Genomic DNA, 20003 nt, shown 5'->3' with positions numbered 1-20003 from the left:
GGGGCTCGTCCTTGAGATGCCGAACAGCATGGGGTGCGTTTTAGAGTTAGTGAAGTACTCTCGGCACAATTATTTAAATAATTCTCCTACCAAGCTCGACCTCCGGGAGGCCCTCCGATGGACGACATCCTGCGTTTCGCCCTGCTCGGCCTGGGGCTCGGGGCGCTCTACGCGCTCACCGCGCACGGCATCGTGCTCGTCTACCGGGGTTCCGGCGTCCTCAACCTCGCGCACGGCGCCGTCGGGATGGCCGGCGCCTATGTGCAGTGGGAACTCGCCGCGAACCACGGTGTGCCGTACTGGCCGGCCGTCGCCTGCGGGGTACTCACCTCCGCCGCGCTGGGCCTGCTCACCCATCTGCTGGTGATCCGGCCGCTGCGCAGGGCGTCCACCCTGGCCCGGCTGGTGGGCACACTGGCGGTGTTCATCGTGCTCACCGCCCTCGCCCTCAAACGCTACGGCGACAGCCTGCAGTTGGTGCCGGGCAAGCTGCCCACCCGGCTGCTGACCGTCGCCGGGGCCACGGTCTCCGAGGACCGCGTCTGGCTGCTCGGCATCGCGGTCGTCATCACCGCGCTCCTCCATCTCCTGTACAGGCGCACCCTGTTCGGCCTGGGCACCACCGCGGTCGCCGAGAACGAGGCCGCCGCCGCCGCGCTCGGCTGGTCCCCGGACCTGATCGCCGCCGGCAACTGGGCCCTGGGCTCGGCGCTCGCCGGACTGACCGGGATCCTGATCGTGCCGGTCATCGGACTGTCGGTGACCGGTCTGACCACCCTGCTGCTGAGCGCCCTGGCCGCCGCCCTGGTGGGCAGGTTCTCCTCGTTCCCCATCACGCTGACGGGGGGCCTGCTCATCGGCGTCGTACAGTCCGAACTGACCCGCTTCGGCAGCGGCGTCACGGGGCTCGCCTCCTCGGTGCCCTTCCTCTTCATCGCGCTGGTGCTGGTCGCGCGCGGCCGGGCACTGCCGCTGCGCGGCACGTTCCTGGACCGGCTGCCGGCGCTGGGCACCGGACGGGTCCGCCCCCTGCCGGCGGCTCTCGCCGTGGTGGCCGGACTGGTGCTGGTGAGCGTCTCCACTCCCCTGTGGGCCGACGCGATCACCAGCACCCTGGTGCTCTCGCTGATCATCCTGTCGATCATCGTGGTCACCGGGTACGCGGGACAGGTCTCGCTCGCGGCCTACGCCCTCGCCGGCACCGGCGCCTTCATCGCCGGGCACGCGGCGGCGGACTGGGGCTGGCCCTTCGAACTCTGCTTGCTGGCAGGCGTGTTGGGCACGGTGCCGATCGGCCTGCTGTTCGCGCTCCCGGCGGTCCGCACCCGCGGCGTCAACCTCGCGATCATCACACTCGGCCTCGGCACCACGCTGGAGGCGATGGTCTTCCAGAACACCGGCCTGTCGACGACCACCGGCAGTGACGGCATCGCCATCGGCAGGCAGACGCTCTTCGGCGTCAGCATCTCCGGGGTCGACCATCCGCAGCGGTACGCCGCCGTGGTGCTCGTGATGTTCACCGCCGCCACGCTGGTGGTCGCCAACGTGCGGCGCAGCAGAACCGGTCGCCGGCTCGTCGCCGTACGGGCGAACGAGCGGGCCGCGGCCGCCCTCGGCATCGACGTCCGGGCGGCCAAGCTGTACGCCTTCGGCCTGTCCGCGGCCATCGCCGCGCTCGCCGGAGTGCTCACCGGTTTCCGCTCGACCTCCGTGGTCTTCTCCGACTTCGCGAGCTTCGACTCGATCACGGCGCTCGGTCTCGCCGTCATCGGCGGTGTCGGTTTCCTCGTGGGCCCGCTGTTCGGCGCGACGTTCGCCGCGGGCACGGTCGGTGCGCGTTTCGGGGACTGGGTGCTGCCCGGGCTGAGCGAGTGGATGCCGCTGATCGGCGGGGTCGTCCTGGTGCTGACGCTGGTGGGCAACCAGGACGGCATCGGCAAGGAGGCCGGCAGACAGGCCGCGGGCATCGCCCGCGGGCTCTTCCCGCGGCGCGCCGGGCACGTGCGGGAAAAGGACCCGGAGCGGGCACGGGAGCAGGAGGCGTCCGCCGCGGCGGACGTCCCCCGCGCCACCCCGGTCCCGCTCCATGTCCGTGACCTGACCGTGCGCTACGGCGGAGTCGTCGCCGTCGACGGGCTCTCGCTGGACATCGAACCGGGCCGGGTCGTGGGGCTCATCGGTCCCAACGGCGCCGGCAAGACCTCGGCCATCGACGCCGTCACCGGCTTCACGCGGGCCGCGTCCGGCAGTGTGCGCCTCGGCGAGCGGGACGTGACGCGGACGCCGGTGCACGGGAGGGCCTCGGCCGGACTGAGCCGATCCTTCCAGTCGCTGGAGCTGTTCGAGGACATGACGGTCCTGGACAACCTGTACGCGGCCTGCGACCGGCCCGGACGATGGGCCTGGCTCACGGACCTGGTCCGCCCCGGCAGTCGCCCGCTGCCACCCCAAGTGCTGGTCGCGGTGAGGGAGTTCGGACTCCAGAACAGTCTCGACCGGTCGGTGGGCGACCTGTCCTACGGCGAACGGCGGCTGCTGGCCATCGCCCGCGCGGTGGCCGCCTCGCCGTCCGTGCTGCTCCTCGACGAACCGGCCGCCGGGCTGTCCGACGACGAGACGCGGGAACTGGCCCATCTGGTACGGCGGTTGGCCGATGACTGGGGTATGGGCGTGCTGCTCGTCGAGCACGACGTCGACATGGTCATGAGCGTCTGCGACCAGGTCGTCGTCCTGGACTTCGGACGCCGCATCAGCGCGGGCACACCGGAGGAGGTGCGCGGCGATCCGGCGGTGCGGGCGGCGTATCTGGGCGAGCTGGAGCCGGAGGCGCAGGCCTGAGCAGCCGCGACGGCCTCGAGCCGGAGGCGCACCGAGCGCCTCCGGCTCCTCACCGGCGGGTCTCTCAGGCGTCCCGCAGATCCGCGACGTACGGCGCGTGCGAGAGCAGTCCGCCGTCCACGCGCAGGGCGTGGCCGGTGACGAAGGCGGACTCGTCGGAGGCGAGGAAGACGACCGCGGAGGCGACGTCCTCGGGTCGGCCCAGGCGGGGCGTGAGGTGATGGCGCAGCATCGCCTCACGGATCGCTCCGTGCGCCGAACCCGCGCTCGCCGGCGTGACGATGAAGCCCGGGACGACGGCGTTGCAGCGCACGCCCCGCTTGCCGTACTGGGTGGCGACGTACTGCGTGAGGTTGATGAGGGCGGCCTTGGAGGCGCCGTACGCGGGATTGCGCAGGTCGCCCGTGAGGCCGGAGCCGGACGAGGTGTTGATGACGGAGCCGCCGCCACGGGCGATCATGTGGGGGACGGCGGCCTGGATCGCGACCATCGTGCCGCGCAGGTTGACGCGCATTGTGTCGTCCCAGACCGCCGGGTCGGCCTCCACGACGGCGAGGTCCCGGCGGGCGGCCAGATGGGTGGCCGCCGCGTTGTTGTGCAGGACGTCGAGGCCGCCGTACGTCTCGACCGCCGCGGCCACCATGGCCCGTACGCTGTCCACGTCACCGAGGTCGACCGGGACCGCGGTCGCCAAGCCGCCGGCGGCGCGGATCTCCTCCGTCACCGCCTTCGCGCCGTCGAGGTTCAGGTCGGCGACCACCGTGTGCGCGCCCTCGGCCGCCACACGGCGTGCCGTGGCGGCGCCGATGCCCGACGCCGCCCCGGTCACCACGGCGATCTTGCCGTCGAGTCGTCCCATGCCCCGAACCGCCTTGTCTACTCGGTGAGTTCGCTGCCGACGATGGACACGAAGGAGACGCATTCGCCGGGTCCGCCGCCCAAGTTGTGGGTGAGCGCCAGCGAGCGCCCCCCGGCCACGGACGGCACCGTGCGCTCCGGCGGTGCCTCGCCGCGCAGTTGCAGCCATGCCTCGAACATCATGCGCAGGCCGGAGGCGCCGATGGGGTGGCCGAAGGCCTTGAGGCCGCCGTCCGGGTTGACCGGCAGCGAACCGTCGAGGTCGAACGCCCCATCGGTGACGTCCTTCCAGGCCTGTCCGCGCCCGGCGAAGCCGAGGTCCTCCATCAGCACCAGCTCCGTGGGGGTGAAACAGTCGTGGACCTCGGCGAGGGCGAGTTCCGCACGGGGGTCGGTGACCCCCGCCTGCCGGTAGGCCTCCTGGGCGGAGGCGACGACCTCGGGGAAGGTGGTGAAGTCGTACTCCGGGTCGAGAAGTCCGTCCGCCGGGCCCGCGACGAAGGACAGCGCCTTCACGAAGATCGGCCTGTCCGTGTACCGGTAGGCGTCCTCGGCGCGTACGACGATCGCCGCCGCCGAACCGTCCGAGACGCCGGAGCAGTCGAACACACCGAGCATGCCCGCCACGATCGGGGCCGAGCGGATGCGCTCCAGCGGCACCTCCTTGCGGAACTGCGCGCGGGGGTTGCGGGCGCCGTTGACGTGGTTCTTCCAGGCGATACGGGTGATGACGTCCTTCAACTCCTCTTCCGACAGGCCGTACTTGGCGGCGTAGGCGGGAGCGAGGAGGGAGAAGTTGGCGGGCGCGGTGATCTCGCCGCGGCTGTCGTCGCCCGCGCCCGGGATCGCCGTACCGGACAGGCCCGACATGCCGGAGTCCTTGAGCTTCTCCACGCCGACCGCCATCGCCATGTCGTAGGCGCCGGAGGCGACGGCGTAACAGGCGTTGCGCAGGGCCTCGGAGCCGGTGGCGCACATGTTCTCGACGCGGGTGACCGGCTTGTTGGGCAGGCGCAGGGCGCGGCTGAGGGTCAGTCCGGAGACGCCGGAGGCCTGGGTGCCGAACCAGAACGCGTCGATGTCGTCGAGGGTGACGCCGGCCGAGGTCACCGCCTCGCCCACGGCGTCGACCAGCAGATCGTCGGCCGAGCGGCTCCAGTGCTCGCCGAAGGGCGTGCAGCCCATGCCGACGATCGCGACCCGGTCCCGGATTCCGTGCGAGCTCATCCGTGTGTCTCCTCGGTCTCGCCCGTGCGCACCGGCCGGGCCTTCCAGAAGTAGTTGTGGATGCCGGACGCCGTGACCGTGCGCCGGAAGGTCATCTCCACCCGGGCGCCGATGACGGCGTCGGCCTCGGTGGCATCGGTCAGCTGGCAGCGGAAGCGTCCGCCGCCGTCGTAGTCGACGACCACGACGAGCATCGGCGGGCTGGGCGTGTGGGCCAGCCGGTCGACGGTGAACGTGGCGACCGTGCCGCGTACGTGCTCCATCGGCTCCTCCGCCATGGCGTCGACGCTGTGACAGCCGGCGCACACCCGGTCCGGCGGCAGCTGCCGGGCGCCGCACTTCTCGCACCGGGCCGCCACGAAGCCGTACTTCCAGGAGGTACGGCGGTGCGCGGGCGGGGCGTAGGGCGGCTCGGGGTCCGGGCGGCGGGGTGGTTCACGGTCGAGCAGTCCGCGCCAGGAGAGATAGGTGGCGTACGGCATCGGGGCGCTGCCCGCGGCGATCTGCGCGGCGACCGGGCGGGCGCCGCGGTGGGCCGGGAGCGCGTCGGTGGTGCGCAGCAGCAGGACTCCGGCGCCGTCGCCGAGCACGACGAGGGCGATGACCTCGCCGGGTGCGGCACGGTCGAGGACGTCGGCGAGGAGCAGACCGGGCTGGGCGGTGCCCGCGTTGCCGATCACGTCGGTGAGGTCCGGGACGGCCGCCTCACCGCGGGTACCGGCCGTGCGCCGGACCGTCGCGCACGCGCGCGCGTGCAGGCCGGAGACGATGAGGTGGTCGACGGCGCCGCGCTCCAGGCCTGCCTGGTCGAGGGCGGCGGTCAGGGCCTTGTCGGCGAGGGAGACGTAGATCTCCTCGGCGAAGCGTTCCTCCCAGACACGGGAGGCGGGGGCGCCCGGGAGGCGCCAGCGGTCGAGGAGTTCGTCGCTCACGGTGTCGTGGGCGAGCAGTTCGGCCAGGACGGGTGCGCCGTTGCGGTGGCCGCCGAAGACGAACGCCGCCGCGCCGTCGCCGCCCGCGATCTCGTCGGTGCCGCCGGGCAGGCCGGTGCGCAGGTCCGACAGGACGGCCAGGGTCGGAACCGCGGAGCGGGCGGCGGTGACCAGGGCACCGAGGCCGGAGCGGACCGAGCCGGCCATGTCGACGGCCAGGACGTGCTCGTCGAGGCGGAGCGCGGCGTGGACGGCGGTGGCGTTGGTCTTGTCGAGGTAGGCGGGTGCGGCGGTGGCGAGGAAGAGCTGGCCGACGCGGTCGCGCAGGCCGTCGCGGGCCAGCGCGGCGCGGGCCGCCTCGACGGCCATGGACGTGGTGTCCTCGTCGTAGCCCGCGACCGCGCGGGTGCCGCGTCCCGCCGGTGTTCCCAGCGTGGCCGCGACATCGGCGCGGGCCAGGCGGTGGTACGGCACATGGGCGCCGTATGCGATCAGTCCGGCCATGTCAGCGTCCTCCAGTGGCGTTGCCGGGGCGTTCGAAGATGGCTGCCAGGCCCTGGCCGCCGCCCAGGCACATGGTCTCCAGGCCGTAGCGGGCCTGGCGGCGGTCGAGTTCGCGCAGCAGGGTGGCGAGGATGCGGCCGCCGGTGGCGCCGACGGGGTGGCCCAGCGAGATTCCGGAGCCGTTGACGTTCAGCCGCTCGAAGTCGGCCTCGGTCAGGGCCCATGCGCGGGTGCAGGCCAGTACCTGGGCGGCGAAGGCCTCGTTGAGTTCGATCAGGTCGATGTCGGAGAGCTTCAGATGCGCGCGCTCCAGGGCCCTGGCCGTGGCGGGCACGGGCCCGATGCCCATCGTCTCGGGCGGTACGCCGACGACGGCCCAGGAGACCAGGCGGCCCAGGGGGCGAAGCCCGAGTTCGGCGGCGCGTTCGGGGTGGGTCACCACGCAGAGCGCGGCGCCGTCGTTCTGGCCGCTGGCGTTGCCCGCCGTGACGGTGGCCTCCGGGTCCTGGCGGCCGAGCACCGGACGCAGCCCGGCGAGCTTCTCGAGCGAGGAGTCGGCGCGCGGGTGTTCGTCGGTGTCGACCAGTGTCCCGCCCTTGCGGGTGCGCACGGTGACCGGCACGATCTCGTCGGCGAAGCGGCCCGCCCGCTGGGCGGCGACGGCCTTCTGGTGCGAGCGCAGGGCCAGTTCGTCCTGTTCCTCGCGGGGGATGCCGTACTCGCGGCGCAGGTTCTCCGCGGTCTCCAGCATGCCGCCGGGGACGGGGTGGTTGACGCCGCCGGAGGTGACCCGGCCGCGGGCGAGCCGGTCGTGCAGTGTGGTGCCGGCGCCGCGTACACCCCAGCGGACGTCGTTCGTGTAGAACTCGGCCCGGCTCATCGACTCGACACCACCGGCCAGCACGAGGTCGCTCGCGCCGGTCTGCACCTGCATCGCCGCCGTGATGATCGCCTGCAGTCCCGAGCCGCAGCGGCGGTCGATCTGGAGTCCGGGGACCTCGACGGGCAGTCCGGCGTCCAGTGCGGCGACGCGGCCGATGGCCGGTGCCTCCCCGTTGGGGTAGCACTGTCCGAGGAGCACGTCGTCGACGGCCGCGGGCGGGATCCCGGTGCGATCCAGGACGGCCCGTACGACGGTGGCCGCGAGCTCGGCGGCGGTCACGTCCCGGAAGACTCCCCCGTAGCCCCCGACCGGAGTCCGTATCGGTTCGCAGATCACCGCGTCACGCATCGGCCATGCCTTTCATCAGCGAATACAGCGGGTTCAGCGGGCTCACATGTACCGGCCGCCGGTCACCTCGACCACGGATCCGGTGATGTAGCTCGCCATGTCGGAGGCGAGGAAGAGGACCACCTGGGCGACCTCGGCGGGTTCGCCCGCACGGCCGAGGGGGATCTCGGCGAGCTTCGCGTCCCAGGCGGCCGGGGGCATCGCCTCGGTCATCGCGGTACGGATCAGGCCGGGCTGTACGGCGTTGACCCGGATCCCCGCCTTCGCGAGTTCCTTGGCGGACGCCTTGGTGAGGCCGACGAGGCCGGCCTTGGCGGCGCTGTAGTTCGTCTGCCCGAAGTTGCCGACCTTGCCCGCGATGGAGGAGATGTTGACGATGCTGCCGCCCTGCCCGTGCGCGCGCATCGCCTCGGCGGCGTACCGGGTGCCGTTCCAGGCGCCGGTGAGATGGACGTCGACGACGGCGCGGAAGTCGGTGAGCGGCATCTTGCGCAGGGTCGCGTCCCGGGTGATGCCGGCGTTGTTGACCATGACGGCGACCGGGCCGAAGGTGTCGGTGCAGTGGGCCACGAGGGCCGCGACCTCGTCCTCGTCGGTGACGTCGCAGCGTGAGGAGGTGGCTCTCGCGCCGTTCTTGGTGAGGCGTTCGGCGGCCTCGGCGGCGGCGGACTCGTTGATGTCGCCGAGGACGACGCGCGCGCCTTCGCCGCCGAGGACGCGGGCGATCTCGTAGCCGATGCCCTGTGCGCCGCCGGTGATCACCGCGTTCCGGCCGTCCAGCAGTCCCATGTCAGTCCGCCTCCGACTCGACACCATTCCTCTTAAATAGATAACCTATTATGCTGAAACAATCAATACGGCGATCAGCTGTGCGGGCAGGGCCGGACGAGGAGCGAACGCACGTGGACATCAGCTATCCCCCGGAGACCGAGACGTTCCGCGCCGAGGTCCAGGCCTTCCTCGCCGATGCCCTGCCGCCCGGGTGGCAGGGCATCGGCGCCCTGGACACGGACGCCGCCTGGGCCTTCGCCCGCGAGTGGCGCGGGCGGCTCGTCGAGCGCGGCTACCTCTCCCTCGCCTGGCCCGAGCGTCATGGCGGCCGGGGCCTGTCCAAGCTGCACCAGGTCGTGCTGATGGAGGAACTCGCCCTGGCCGGTGTGCCGTTCGGGCTGCCGCAGGACACCTTCGGCGTGAAGATGCTGGCGAACACACTGCTGCGGTGGGGCACGGAGGAACAGAAGGACCATTTCCTCCCCCGCATCCTCAGCGGCGAGGACACCTGGTGCCAGGGGTACTCGGAGCCGGACGCGGGCTCGGACCTCGCGTCCCTCAAGACCCGCGCCGTACGGGACGGCGAGGAGTGGGTGATCGACGGCCAGAAGGTGTGGACGTCCGGCGCCCACCACAGCGACTGGATCTTCGTCCTGGCGCGGACGAACCCCGGGGCCTCCAAGCACCGGGGCATCTCCTTCCTGCTGGTCCCGCTCGACCAACCCGGCGTCGAGGTACGGCCGTTCCGCATGATGAGCGGACAGCTGCACTTCAACGAGGTCTTCTTCGACGGCGCCCGCACCCGCGCCGACCTCGTGGTCGGCGGCGTCGACAACGGCTGGACGGTCGCCCAGAGCCTGCTGGGCGTCGAGCGCGGGGAGGAGGCGGCGACCAACCCGATCCTGTTCCGGGCCGAGGTGGAGCGCCTCGTGGAACTCGCGCGGCAGTACGGCAAGGACCGGGACCCGGTGATCCGGCAGCGGATCGCCTGGTGCTGGTCCAAGGTCGAGATCATGCGCTGCCTCGGCTACCGCATTCTCACCGGCTGGCTCAAGGGCGCCGAGCCGGGCCCCGAGTCGTCGATCGCCAAGCTGTACTGGAGCGAGTACCACACCGAGGTCACCGATCTGGCGATGGACATCATGGGCCTGCACGGTCAGGTGCCGGTGGGCCGGCCGCCCCTGCGCACGTACCGCGCCGACGACCCCGGCGCGGCGAACACCTCCGCGTCCTGGTCGACGACGTATCTGATCGCCCGCTCGGGCACGATCTACGCGGGCACCTCGCAGGTGCAGCGCAACATCCTCGCGGAGAAGGTGCTGGAGCTGCCGCGCGAGCCCCGGCTCATGAATCCCTAGACGCCTCGAAGACGCCGAGCTCCGGGACCGGACGCGGACCGGGGCCCGGCCTCCAGCCCGCCTCGATCTTGCGCAGGCCCACGCCGTCCGGCGCCCAGACGTGGCAGCTGTTCAGCACCCAGGTGGTGGCACGCGGGTCGTGGGAGGCCGGGCCGCCCGCGCGGTTGCGGGCCGAGATGGCGGCCTGGACGACGGCCGGGCCCAGCGCGCGGGTCAGCTCGTACAGGTGGGTGCAGCCGGACACGCCCCGGAACCGCTCCTGGATGGCCCGGTTGTAGCCGCCGGCCACGCCGAGCCCGACCAGAGAGCCGAAGGCGGGCGCGATCCGGGGGCACTCGGCGTGCGGGAAGTCCTTCATGCCGGCCTCGGCCGCCACGATCACCATGTCCGCGAGCCGCACCCGCACCGCCAGCACCATACGGTGGACGGTGCCGCCCGGCGGCCGTTCCCAGGGGCGCTCGTCGCGCAGTTCCGCCTCGACCGAGATCTCGCCGGCGCCCTCCTCGAAGGCGGTGACGGTGATCGTGCGGCGGTGCAGCGGCAGTTCGGTCCGGGTCATGACGAGGTCCCCTCCAGCTGCTGCGCTTCCTCGCCCAGCGCGGGGAAGGCCGGTGGGCGGCGCTCGATGAAGCTGAGCACGCCCTCGCGGTAGTCCGGGGCGCGCTTGGCCACCGCCAGCAGCTCCGCCGCCCGCTCGCTGCTCTCGGCGAAGGTCCGCGCCTGGTCGTCGGCGAGCTGCCGCTTGATGAGGGACATCGCGTAAGGGCTCGCCGAGCGGGCGAGCCCGGTCGCGTAGTCGAGGGCCTCGGAAAGCAGGTCCTCCGGCTCGACCAGGCGGTTGACCAGGCCCATCGCGTGCGCCTCCGTTCCGGTGATCCGGCGCGAGGACAGCAGCAGGTCGGCGGCGTTGCCGTATCCCACCAGCCGGGGCAGGATCCAGGACACCCCGTCCTCGGCCACCAGGCCGCGGGCGCTGAAGGCGGCGGCGAACTTGGCCTGCGGCACGGCGAACCGGACGTCGCACATCACCGCCTGGTTGAAGCCGATGCCCGCGCAGGCACCGTTGACGGCCGCCACCACGGGCTTGGGGAAGGTCATGGGGCGGGTGCGCGGGGGCAGCTGTCCGGTGGGCCAGGGCCGGGCACCGGAGGAGGCCCCGTCCAGCACGCTCATGTCCATCCCGGGACAGAAGCCGCGCCCGGCGCCGGTCAGCACCACCGCCCGTACCCGCGGATCCGTCTCCGCCCGGTCGAACAGCTCGTTGTAGAGCAGCTCCATCTCCAGCGTCCAGGCGTTGTGCCGTTCGGGCCGGTTCAGGGTGAGGATCATGACCCCGTCGTCGGTGAGTTCGGTGAGGATCACCGGGGTCGCCTTCTCGGTCATCGAGGTCACTCCCACGGGCCGGGACCATTAATAGATAGATGAATCATCTATATCTCAAGAGCGGCACCGGCGCCAGACCGGGCTGGGCGCAGACATGATCAAGCAACCCTTGACCTGGTACCCTCGATGCACTAAGACGATTCATTTTGCTATATGAGGAGCCCACCGTGGCCGAGGCAGCACGCGCAAGTGAAACGGCGGCCGTGCCCGCCCCCGCCCGCAGCCGCGTCGGACGCCAGGTGCGGGTACCCAAGACCGCCGAACTGGTCGCCGGCCACCTGCGCCGGCAGATCGTCCGGGGCGAACTGAAGCCCGGCGACGCCCTGCCGCCCGAGTCGGGGCTGATGGAGCAGTTCGGCATCTCGCGGCCGACCCTGCGCGAGGCCTTCCGCGTCCTGGAGTCGGAGTCCCTGATCACGGTGCGCCGCGGCGCCCACGGGGGCGCCCGGGTGAGCGCGCCCGACGCGGACGTCGCCGCCCGCTTCGCCGGCCTGATCCTCGAGTACCGCGGCGCCACGCTGGGCGACCTCTACCGCGCGGCGGCGCTCATCGAGCCGCCCTGCGCCCGCCAGCTCGCCGCCAAGCACACCCCCGCCGACATCACACGGCTGCGGGAGGCGGTGGCCGCCGAGAAGGCGGCCCTGGAGGACCCGCTCGCCCTGGTCGAGGCGCAGGACGCCTTCCACGCCCTGCTGGTCGAGCTCACCGGCAACCAGACCCTGATCCTGCTGTGCGGCATGGTGCGCAACATCATCGACCGGGCCAACGCCTCCTACACCGCGGCCGCCACGGACGCCGAGACCCAGAAGGCGCAGGCCCTCAAGGGCCACCGGGCGCATGTGCGGCTGATCGGGCTGATCGAGTCCGGCAAGGCGGACGAGGCGGAGAAGCTCTGGCAGCGGCACATCTCCAGCGCCGACGACGTGGTCAACGCCGCCGGACCCAAGACGGTGCTGGAGCTCATCGACTGACCCGCCGGGCCACCCGGACGAGCCCGTCCGTGAGAACCCCTTGCCTCCGAGAAACAGTTAGATAATTATAGAAGGAGCACTGAATAGCCTGCATTGAACAGAACCCGGGGTCCGGAGGCGACGGCCATGGCCGAACACCGCAAGCGCATCTTCGACTGCGACCAGCACATGTACGAGGAGCGGGACTCCTTCACCCGCTACCTTCCCAAGGAGTTCCTCGGTGCGGCGGTCGCACCGGTGACACTGCCGGACGGGCGGGAGGTGATTCTCGCCGGGGACCGGATCGTCGTGTGTCTGGAGCCCGAGTTCGGGCAGGTCTACCGTCCCGGCTCGCTGAAGGAGATGCTCAAGGCGATGGCCTCGGGCAATCCGGAGGAGACATACCAGTTCGAGCCGATGCACGAGGCGTACCAGAACCGCGAGGCACGGCTGCGGATCATGGACGAACAGGGCCTGGACCAGACGATCATGTATCCGGGCGGCTGGGCGCTGGTGGCCGAGGAGTACGTCAAGGGCGTCGAGCCGCTCTACGCCAACTACCACTCGTTCAACCGCTACATGAACGAGGTCTGGGGCTTCGACCACCAGGGCCGCATCTACGCCCCGGCCCTGCTCTCGCTGCGTGATCTGCCCAGCGCGGTCAAGGAGCTGGAGTACGTCCTGGAGCAGGGCGCCCGCTTCATCCTGCTGCCCACCGGGCCGGTCTACGGCCGCTCGCCGGGCGACCCGTACTTCGACCCGTTCTGGAAACTGGTCAACGAGGCCAAGGCGAGCGTCTGTTACCACATCAGCGAGTTCTACTACAACTCGCAGGTCGCCCCCTCCTGGGGCTTCGACCCGAACCCGATCCACTTCCGGATGTCGGCCTGGCAGTGGCAGAACACCTACGGCCAGCGTCCCATCGAGGAGACGCTGTCCGCGCTGATCTTCGACAACCTCTTCGGGCGCTTCCCGGACATCAACATCCTGGTCTCCGAGTTCGGCTCGGAGTGGGTCCCGCACTTCGTGCGCCACATGGACAAGAGCCGGGGCATGGGTCGCAACGGCCCCTGGATCGGCGGGCAGTTGGACGAGCGCCCCAGCCAGGTCTTCCGCAAGCACGTCCGGGTGGTGCCCTACCCGGAGGACGACATCGTGGACGTCGTCCGGCGCCTGGGCTACCACGAGTCCATCGTCATGGGCTCCGACTTCCCGCACGCGGAGGGCCTCGCCGCCCCGGCCGACTTCCGCAAGCTGATCGCGGAGCTCGACGAGTCCGCGCAGGACGACATCATGTTCAACAACGCCCAGCAGCTGATCAGCCGCTGAGCGTTCGCGGGACCCCGCCTGGCGGCGGGCCCGGCCGGTGGGGCGAGGACCCTAACCGGCCAGGCCCGCCGCCAGGTTCGCGATGTCGTCGAGCAGGGCGGTGCCGTGCGGGGAGTGGTCGTAGCCGGCGAGCGGGTAGCCGTTGCACAGGCAGGCGAAGGACAGGCCCGACTCCGGGTCCATGAAGCCCAGTTGGTAGGCGGCGCCAGCGCTGCCGAAGAGCGCGGGCGAGCCTGTCGACGGCAGGTTGCTGCCGGCGTCGGGACCGGCCACGGTCACGAACAGCCCCATGCTCGTACGGCGTCCCCCGCCGCCGCCGTAGATCCGCTCCCCGTGCGGGTGGTCGGTGAACCGGACGCGGATGCCGTCCGCGACCGCCTCCGGCTTCCACAGGCCCGAGTGGAACAGGGCCTGCAAGTACAGGGTGACGTCGGCGGCGGTGGCGACCAGGGCGTGACTGGGCTCCCCGGCCGCCAGGACCTTCGGGTCGGACAGGTACCACGGCCCCCAGGGGTCGGGTTCCTGCGTGTCGTCCGTGCGGTCGGTGGCGAGCATCGGGGCCACGGAGCCCGGCTGCCGGTCCACCGGCACCCCGAGCTCGATCGACGACAGCCCCAGCGGCTCCGTGATCCGTTCGCGCAGATAGTCGGCGAAGGACAGGCCCGTGCGCCGCTCCACGATCTCGGCGATCAGCCAGGCGGCGGAGGTGAGATGGAACTGGAAGCGGGTGCCGGGCGGGTAGTCGAGCCGCCAGCGTCCGAAGGCGGCCAGCCGCTGCTCCCGGTCCACCGCCTTGGCCGGTCCGAGGGGCGCGAAGGGGAAACCGGCGGTGTGCGTGAGCACCTGCTCGACGGTCACCGCGTCCTTCCCGTTCGGCGCGAACTCCGGGATGATCGCGGCCACTCGCTCACCGATGTCCAGGAGCCCGTCGCCGATCAGCTTCCACACCGCGCCGGCGACGATCGACCGTCCGACGGACTGCAGGACGTAGCGGGTGCCGGGTTGGGCGTCGCCGTAGGTCTCGAAGGCCACCAGCCGCCCGTCGTGGGCGACGGCGACCTGCGCGGACGGCAGGGGGCCGTGCTCGACCTCCCGCCGGATGCGGCCGAGGAGCGTGTCGAGGCGGGTCGGGTCGACCTGGTCAGGCATGGGGGTCTCCTTCGTACGGCTCCCGCAGGTCACGGCGTACGACCTTGCCGTTGGCGTTGCGCGGCAGGTCGTCCACGAACCACCAGCGCACCGGGACCTTGAACCCGGAGAGCCGGGCGCGGGTATGGCTTCTGAGCGCCGCCGGTCCGGGCGGGGCGCCAGGGTCGGCCGGTACGACGAAGGCGACGACCGTCTGACCGAGCCGCTCGTCGGGTACACCGGTCACGGCCGCGTCCGCGACGCCGGGATGCGCGGTCAGGACCGTCTCGACCTCCAGCGGGTGGACGTTCTCACCGCCCCGGATGATCATGTCGCTGCCGCGGCCGAGGAGGTAGAGGTAGCCGTCGTCCGCGATCCGGCCCAGGTCGCCGCTGTGCAGCCAGCCCTCGGCGTCGACACGGAAGAAATGGCCGGCGCGGGCGTGGATCTCACCGACGCCGTCCGCTCCGGCCCGGTCGACCCTCACCTCGACGCCGGGTGCGGGCCGGCCCACCGAACGCAGCAACTCGGCACGTCCCGCCACCGCTTCCCGGTGGTCCTCGGGGGTGAGCACGCTGATCGGCGAACCCTCCGTCTGCCCGAACATGTTGAGCATGCGGACGCCGGGCATCGCCTCGTACGTCCGCCGCAGTGTGCCGGGGCGCACGGGCGCGCCCCCGTACTGGAGGGTCCGCAGGCTCGGGTGGCGGGCCTCGCCCGCGGCCAGCAGGGTCTCCAGCATCGCCGGGACCATGCTGGTGTGCGTGGTGCCCAGGTCGCGCAGCAGGGTCCAGCCCTCGACGCTGAAGCGGGGCAGGCCGGTGACCAGCGCGCCGGCGGCGAGGGCGACGGCGATGTTGCCGAGGCCCGCGATGTGGTGGAAGGGGGCGCTGCCGCCGTAGAAGCTGTCGGGGTCGAGCGCGCACAGCCGCCCGTTGACGCGGGCCCGCGCGGCCAGCCGCCGCTGGCTCATGGGGACGGGTTTGGGCAGGCCGGTGGTGCCGGAGGTGTGGAGGACGGCGGCGAGTTGATCGGGGTCTGCCGTCAACGTCCTTGCGCTGAAGTCGAGTTCGGGCACGATGGCGACCCGGCTGCCGGACAGCTCGGCGACCTGTCCCGCGAGGTCGGCGAACTCGGGCTGCGCCAGCAGGAGACGAGCCGGCATCCCCTTGACCACGGCGGCTATCTCGTGCGCGGTCATACGGACGCCGAGCGGCGCGAGCGGATGCCCGGAACCGGCCCCGCCGATCACCAGCGCGAGGGCGTCGGCGGAGGTGGCGACCAGGGCCGGGACGGGGGCACCGGGCTCCAGGCCGAGCGTGTCGAGCCAGTCGGCCGCACCCCCGGCCCGGTCGAGGAGCTCGCGCCCGTTCCAGCTCGGGCCGCCGAACCGGACGGCGGGCCGACCGTGGTCGTAGGCACGGCTCACCATGGCGGTCCAGGTGGCGTCGACGACGTCGCCCGCCTCCGCCGAGCCACGTTCCGGCGCCCCGTCCGGGCGGGGGGACCCGCACCGGCCGTCCTCCTCCGGCAGCTCCGGGTCGACGTCCTGTGCCCCGCCCCCCGTGACCGGCCCACCCCGCCGGACGGCGCGAGCGCCCGGCCGAGCCGACCCGTCGCCGCGCGCCCACTTGTCCGACGGCTCCGCCGCGGCGACCCGCACCGCCCCTGCTTCTCGTTCCGGCCCGCCCCCGGCGGATTGCGTGGCGGTCACCGGGTCAAGGCTCCAGGCGGGCCGTCGCGGTGCCGGTGACCACCTCTACGCCGTCCTGGTTGACCGTGCGCAGGGAGAAGTGGGCCACCGGGGCGTCCGGCGCGTCCTCGATCGACTCGACGGTGGCCGTGGCGGTCAGGGTGTCGCCGGGCCAGACCTGCGCCTTGAAGCGCACGCCGTAGCGCAGCAGCGACTCGGGGCCGACCCAGTCGGTCAGGACCCGGCCTGTCATGCCCATCGTGAGCATGCCGTGCGCGAAGACACCGGGGTACCCCGCGGCCTCGACGGCGAACCGCTCGTCGGTGTGCAGGGGGTTGAAGTCCCCGGAGGCGCCCGCGTACTGCACGATCCGGGTCCGCTTCAGATCCTCGACGAGGACGCTCTCGCGCGTCTCGCCCACCTTGATGTCACTGCTGCTCAGGCTCATCGGGCCTCCTTCGGGGTGGCGGGGCCCTCGGGCACGACGGCCACGGTCACGGCGCTGACCACCGGCCGGCCGTCGGCGTCCCGGTACTCGGTGACGCGCTCGCTGAACAGCAGCCGGCCGCTGCGGCCCTGCTTCTCCCAGCTGCGCCCCGGGACGGTGTGCGCGTACAGCGTCTCGCCGGCGCGCACCGGGCGGTGGTACTCGAAGTGCTGCTCGGCGTGGAGTCCGCCGCCGCCCTCGGCCATCACACCCGGTCCGCCGCCGGAGCCGAACCACTCCTCGTCGGGCTTGGGCCGCAGGTGGTAGTCGGGGTCGTAGTGCGCGCTCGCCATGGTGAAGGTGGGCGGGGCGAGGGCCGACTCGCCCTGGTACGCGGGGTGTTCGTCGCCGATGGCGCGGGCGAACATCATGATGTGCCCGGCCTCGACGGGGAACGGCTGCCCTGTCATCGTCGGAAACCTCCTCGGTCAGTACGGCAGGAACGCGTCGCGGGTGGCCTCGTCCGGGTCGAAGTCCGGGGGCAGGCCCTCGAACTTCGGCTCCCGCTTCTCCATGAAGCTCGCCACGCCCTCCCGGAAGTCCGGCGAGCCCGCAAAGAACTCCATGGCGGAGTAGGAGCGGGCCAGCGCGTCGGTGAAGGTGCGGTCGAGGTCGCCGTACACCTGGTGGCGTACGACGGCCATGGCGCGCGGGGAGCAGTTGCGGGCGATGTCCCGGGCGTAGGCGCGGGCGGCGTCCAGCAGGTCCTCGGGTTCGACGACCCGGCTGACGAGGCCGAGGGCCTTGGCCTCGTCGGCGTCGAAGACCCGCCCCGACAGCAGCAGGTCGAGCGCATTCTCCAGGCCGATCACCCGCGGCAGGACGTACGGCAGGTTGTACTCGCCGGCCAGGCCGCGCCGGGTGAAGGCGGTGGTGAAACGGGCGCCGCGGGCGGCGAAACGGACGTCGCAGATCAGTGCCTGGACCAGTCCGATGCCCGCGCAGGCGCCGTTGACGGCGGCGATCATCGGCTTGGGCAGGGTGCGCCTGCTGTACATGGGGACGCGGGCCTGGAGGTTGAGGGACTGGCCCGGCTGGGCGTTCTGTTCCAGGCGTTGTACGTCCATGCCGGGGCAGAAGGCCTTGCCCGCGCCGGTGACGATCACGACCCGGACGGCCGGGTCCTGCGCGGCCTCGTCGAGGAGCGCGAAGAAACGGCGCTCCATGGGGATGCTCCAGGCGTTCCTGCGCTCGGGCCGGTTGAGGGTGACGGTGGCGACACCGTCCTCGTCGACCTCGTACAGCACCAGGTCGTCCTGGGCGGGCTCCTCGGTCATGCGGTCACTCCTCCGTCAGGGAGTCGATGGAGTCAATGGGGAGGATGGCGTCGATCGGGTCGGTCGGGTCGATGGGGTCGATCGGGTCGATCGGGTCGCCGACACCGGGCCGCTCGCCGGAGATGGTCACCACCACCTGGCCGCGCGCACACAGGCGTCCGTCGGTCAGCACGTCGACGTCGGCGAAGTGCAGTCTGCGACCGCGCCGGACGCAGCGGGCGTGGGCGACGGCTTCCTGGCCCCGGGCGGGGGCGAGGTACTGCACGGACATCGAGACGGTGCTCAGCCGGCTCCCATGGGTGAAGTCGTGCCCGGCGATCACGGCTCCGGAGCCGGCCGTGTCGATGAGCGCCGAGATGACCCCGCCGTGGAAGACGTCCTCGTGGGCGGAGAGGGACTCGGCGTAGGGCAGCACGATCTCCACGGCCTCCGCGTCCCAGCGGGTCACCCGGAGGCGGCAGTGCCGGTTGAAGGCGACCCCGCGCTCCCAGCGGGCCCGGAACCACACCCGGCGTTCACGCTGTTCCTGCTCGGTGAGGGTCCTCGCCGCGACGGTCATCAGCACGCCCTCCGGTCCCGGCCGGTCGGCCGATCGATATAGTTACATGAATTGGATAGTTGAGCAATCAAGCGGGGTGTCGCTCAGCCGCTAGATGTATTATTTATATAACTGATTGGCAGTCCGTGAACAGAGGGAGACCTCGATGCCGTCGACCGCCCTGGCCGGGATCCGCGTCCTGGACCTGTCCCGCATCCTCGCCGCCCCCCTGGCCACCCAGCTGCTGGCCGACCTGGGAGCAGAGGTGATCAAGGTCGAGCGACCCGGCGCGGGCGACGACTCGCGTACGTACGGGCCGCCGTTCGCCCCCGGGACGGACACGGCCGCCTTCTACCTCTCGTGCAACCGCAACAAGCGGTCGGTCACCGTCAACCACGCCACCGCCGAGGGCCAGGAGGTGATCCGCGCCCTCGCCGCCCGGTCGGACGTGCTGGTCGAGAACTTCCGCACGGGCACGCTGGCGAAGTACGGCCTCGACGCGGAGAGCCTGCGGGCGCTGAACCCCCGGCTCGTCTACCTCTCGGTGACGGGCTTCGGCCAGACCGGTCCGTACGCCGAACGCCCGGGCTACGACGGCATCTTCCAGGCCATGTCGGGGATGATGAGCGTCTCCGGCCACCCCGAGGAACCGATGAAGGTCGGCGTCAGCATGGTCGACATCCTCACCGGCCTGTACGCGGCGACGGCCGTACTGGCGGCCCTGCGGCACCGGGACGCCACCGGCGAGGGCCAGTTCATCGACCTCTCCCTGCTGGACTGCGGACTGGCCTCGCTCTCCCACTTCGCCATGAACTACCTGGTCTCCGGCGAGGTGCCGGCCCGGCGCGGCAACGGCGGCTACGGCGGCATCCCGTCCCAGGCGTTCCAGTGCGCGGACAAACCGCTCTTCCTGGTGGCCGGCAACGACAAGCAGTTCGCCGCCTTCTGTACGGCGGCCGACCGCACCGACCTGCACCAGGACCCCCGGTTCGCCACCACGTCCGCGCGCATCGCGCACCGCGAGGAGATCCTGCCGGTGCTGGAGGCGGTCATGCGCACCCGGACCCGGGACGAGTGGCTGGCCGTGCTCGACGAACACGACGTCCCCGCCGGGCCGTTCAACGAGATGCCCGAGGTCTTCGCCGACCCGCAGATACGACACCGGGAGATGCTGGTCGAGGTCGAGGACCCGGTGTCGGGGCGGCTGCCGCTGCTCGCCAATCCGATCCGGTTCGCGGCGACGCCGGTCGAGGGGTACTCCCCGCCACCGGCCCTGGGCGAGCACACGGCCGAAGTGCTGGCGGAGGTGGCCGGGTTGACGGAACATCAGATTCAAGGCCTGCGCGATCGGGGCATCGTCTGACGCGCCGCCCCCTAGGGCGTGTTGCGAAAGTCCCGCCGAGGACCGTGCCCAGGCCTGGCCGATGCTGATCCGCAACGCCGCGCGCTCCGGCTCGAACAGGCACTGCGCGCACTCGCCGCCGTACCGGTGACCCGGC

18 protein-coding genes are annotated in these 20003 nt (G+C 71.8%); 5 read left to right on the top strand and 13 right to left on the bottom strand.

Annotated features, from left to right (window positions below):
• Window positions 1-117 precede the first annotated feature (117 nt).
• A complete protein-coding gene (locus tag ABZT17_RS40425) occupies window positions 118-2838 on the top strand; it encodes a branched-chain amino acid ABC transporter permease/ATP-binding protein (protein WP_356356964.1) in 2721 nt (906 codons plus the stop codon).
• Window positions 2839-2902: 64 nt separating this feature from the next.
• On the opposite strand, the gene ABZT17_RS40420 is transcribed toward ABZT17_RS40425, so the two are convergent.
• The 5 genes from ABZT17_RS40420 to fabG are packed head-to-tail and all read right to left on the bottom strand — an operon-like array spanning window position 2903 to window position 8379.
• Complete coding sequence (locus tag ABZT17_RS40420; RefSeq protein WP_356356962.1) at window positions 2903-3697, bottom strand: glucose 1-dehydrogenase; 795 nt, start codon at window positions 3695-3697, stop codon at window positions 2903-2905.
• Window positions 3698-3714: 17 nt separating this feature from the next.
• Window positions 3715-4923: an acetyl-CoA acetyltransferase gene (locus tag ABZT17_RS40415; protein ID WP_356356960.1), complete on the bottom strand. Its 1209-nt coding sequence runs from the start codon at window positions 4921-4923 to the stop codon at window positions 3715-3717.
• Window positions 4920-6359, bottom strand: a complete 1440-nt coding sequence (locus ABZT17_RS40410) for an OB-fold domain-containing protein (protein WP_356356958.1) — start codon at window positions 6357-6359, stop codon at window positions 4920-4922. The genes ABZT17_RS40415 and ABZT17_RS40410 overlap by 4 nt, the downstream gene beginning before the upstream one ends.
• Before the next feature lies 1 nt (window position 6360).
• Window positions 6361-7590, bottom strand: a complete 1230-nt coding sequence (locus ABZT17_RS40405; protein WP_356356956.1) for an acetyl-CoA C-acetyltransferase — start codon at window positions 7588-7590, stop codon at window positions 6361-6363.
• 42 nt (window positions 7591-7632) lie between these two features.
• Window positions 7633-8379, bottom strand: coding sequence for a 3-oxoacyl-ACP reductase FabG (gene fabG, locus ABZT17_RS40400; RefSeq protein WP_356356954.1), 747 nt, complete (start codon window positions 8377-8379; stop codon window positions 7633-7635).
• 113 nt (window positions 8380-8492) lie between these two features.
• Here fabG and ABZT17_RS40395 point away from each other — a divergent pair, with 113 nt between their 5' ends.
• Entirely contained in the window at window positions 8493-9719 is a 1227-nt protein-coding gene (locus ABZT17_RS40395; RefSeq protein WP_356356952.1) for an acyl-CoA dehydrogenase family protein, read from the top strand.
• Here ABZT17_RS40395 and ABZT17_RS40390 read toward each other — a convergent pair.
• Together ABZT17_RS40390 and ABZT17_RS40385 are read right to left on the bottom strand one after the other, a co-directional pair.
• Window positions 9706-10278: a DUF2889 domain-containing protein gene (locus ABZT17_RS40390; protein WP_356356950.1), complete on the bottom strand. Its 573-nt coding sequence runs from the start codon at window positions 10276-10278 to the stop codon at window positions 9706-9708. The two genes, ABZT17_RS40395 and ABZT17_RS40390, sit on opposite strands and share 14 nt — an antisense overlap.
• Window positions 10275-11102, bottom strand: a complete 828-nt coding sequence (locus ABZT17_RS40385) for an enoyl-CoA hydratase-related protein (protein WP_356356948.1) — start codon at window positions 11100-11102, stop codon at window positions 10275-10277. Before ABZT17_RS40385 ends, ABZT17_RS40390 begins: the two co-directional genes overlap by 4 nt.
• Before the next feature lie 167 nt (window positions 11103-11269).
• On the opposite strand from ABZT17_RS40385, the gene ABZT17_RS40380 reads away from it, so the two are divergent.
• Window positions 11270-12073 (top strand): FCD domain-containing protein, encoded by an 804-nt coding sequence (locus ABZT17_RS40380; protein WP_356356946.1) that lies wholly within the window; start codon window positions 11270-11272, stop codon window positions 12071-12073.
• 126 nt (window positions 12074-12199) lie between these two features.
• Window positions 12200-13381 carry an amidohydrolase family protein gene (locus tag ABZT17_RS40375; protein ID WP_356356945.1) on the top strand — a complete coding sequence of 394 codons (1182 nt, stop codon included), beginning with the start codon at window positions 12200-12202 and terminating at the stop codon, window positions 13379-13381.
• A 51-nt stretch (window positions 13382-13432) separates the two neighbouring features.
• On the opposite strand, the gene ABZT17_RS40370 is transcribed toward ABZT17_RS40375, so the two are convergent.
• Genes ABZT17_RS40370 through ABZT17_RS40345 form a run of 6 tightly spaced genes read right to left on the bottom strand, consistent with a single transcriptional unit; the run spans window position 13433 to window position 18525 of the window.
• Complete coding sequence (locus tag ABZT17_RS40370; protein WP_356356943.1) at window positions 13433-14530, bottom strand: serine hydrolase domain-containing protein; 1098 nt, start codon at window positions 14528-14530, stop codon at window positions 13433-13435.
• Complete coding sequence (locus tag ABZT17_RS40365; protein ID WP_356356942.1) at window positions 14523-16223, bottom strand: class I adenylate-forming enzyme family protein; 1701 nt, start codon at window positions 16221-16223, stop codon at window positions 14523-14525. The genes ABZT17_RS40370 and ABZT17_RS40365 overlap by 8 nt, the downstream gene beginning before the upstream one ends.
• A gap of 4 nt (window positions 16224-16227) precedes the next feature.
• Complete coding sequence (locus tag ABZT17_RS40360; protein ID WP_356356940.1) at window positions 16228-16650, bottom strand: MaoC/PaaZ C-terminal domain-containing protein; 423 nt, start codon at window positions 16648-16650, stop codon at window positions 16228-16230.
• Window positions 16647-17099 carry a MaoC family dehydratase N-terminal domain-containing protein gene (locus ABZT17_RS40355; RefSeq protein ID WP_356356938.1) on the bottom strand — a complete coding sequence of 151 codons (453 nt, stop codon included), beginning with the start codon at window positions 17097-17099 and terminating at the stop codon, window positions 16647-16649. Before ABZT17_RS40355 ends, ABZT17_RS40360 begins: the two co-directional genes overlap by 4 nt.
• 18 nt (window positions 17100-17117) lie before the next feature.
• Window positions 17118-17966, bottom strand: a complete 849-nt coding sequence (locus ABZT17_RS40350) for an enoyl-CoA hydratase-related protein (protein WP_356356936.1) — start codon at window positions 17964-17966, stop codon at window positions 17118-17120.
• 4 nt (window positions 17967-17970) lie between these two features.
• Window positions 17971-18525 carry a PaaI family thioesterase gene (locus ABZT17_RS40345; RefSeq protein ID WP_356356979.1) on the bottom strand — a complete coding sequence of 185 codons (555 nt, stop codon included), beginning with the start codon at window positions 18523-18525 and terminating at the stop codon, window positions 17971-17973.
• 145 nt (window positions 18526-18670) lie between these two features.
• On the opposite strand from ABZT17_RS40345, the gene ABZT17_RS40340 reads away from it, so the two are divergent.
• The gene (locus ABZT17_RS40340; RefSeq protein WP_356356934.1) at window positions 18671-19867 is read left to right on the top strand and encodes a CoA transferase; all 1197 of its coding nucleotides are present in this window, start codon (window positions 18671-18673) and stop codon (window positions 19865-19867) included.
• Window positions 19868-20003: the final 136 nt, after the last annotated feature.

The sequence above is a fragment of the Streptomyces sp. NPDC005648 genome, from assembly GCF_040605395.1.
Lineage (GTDB): Bacteria > Actinomycetota > Actinomycetes > Streptomycetales > Streptomycetaceae > Streptomyces.
Note: the sequence above shows the minus strand (reverse complement) of the source record. Positions and strands in the feature narration are given on the sequence as shown.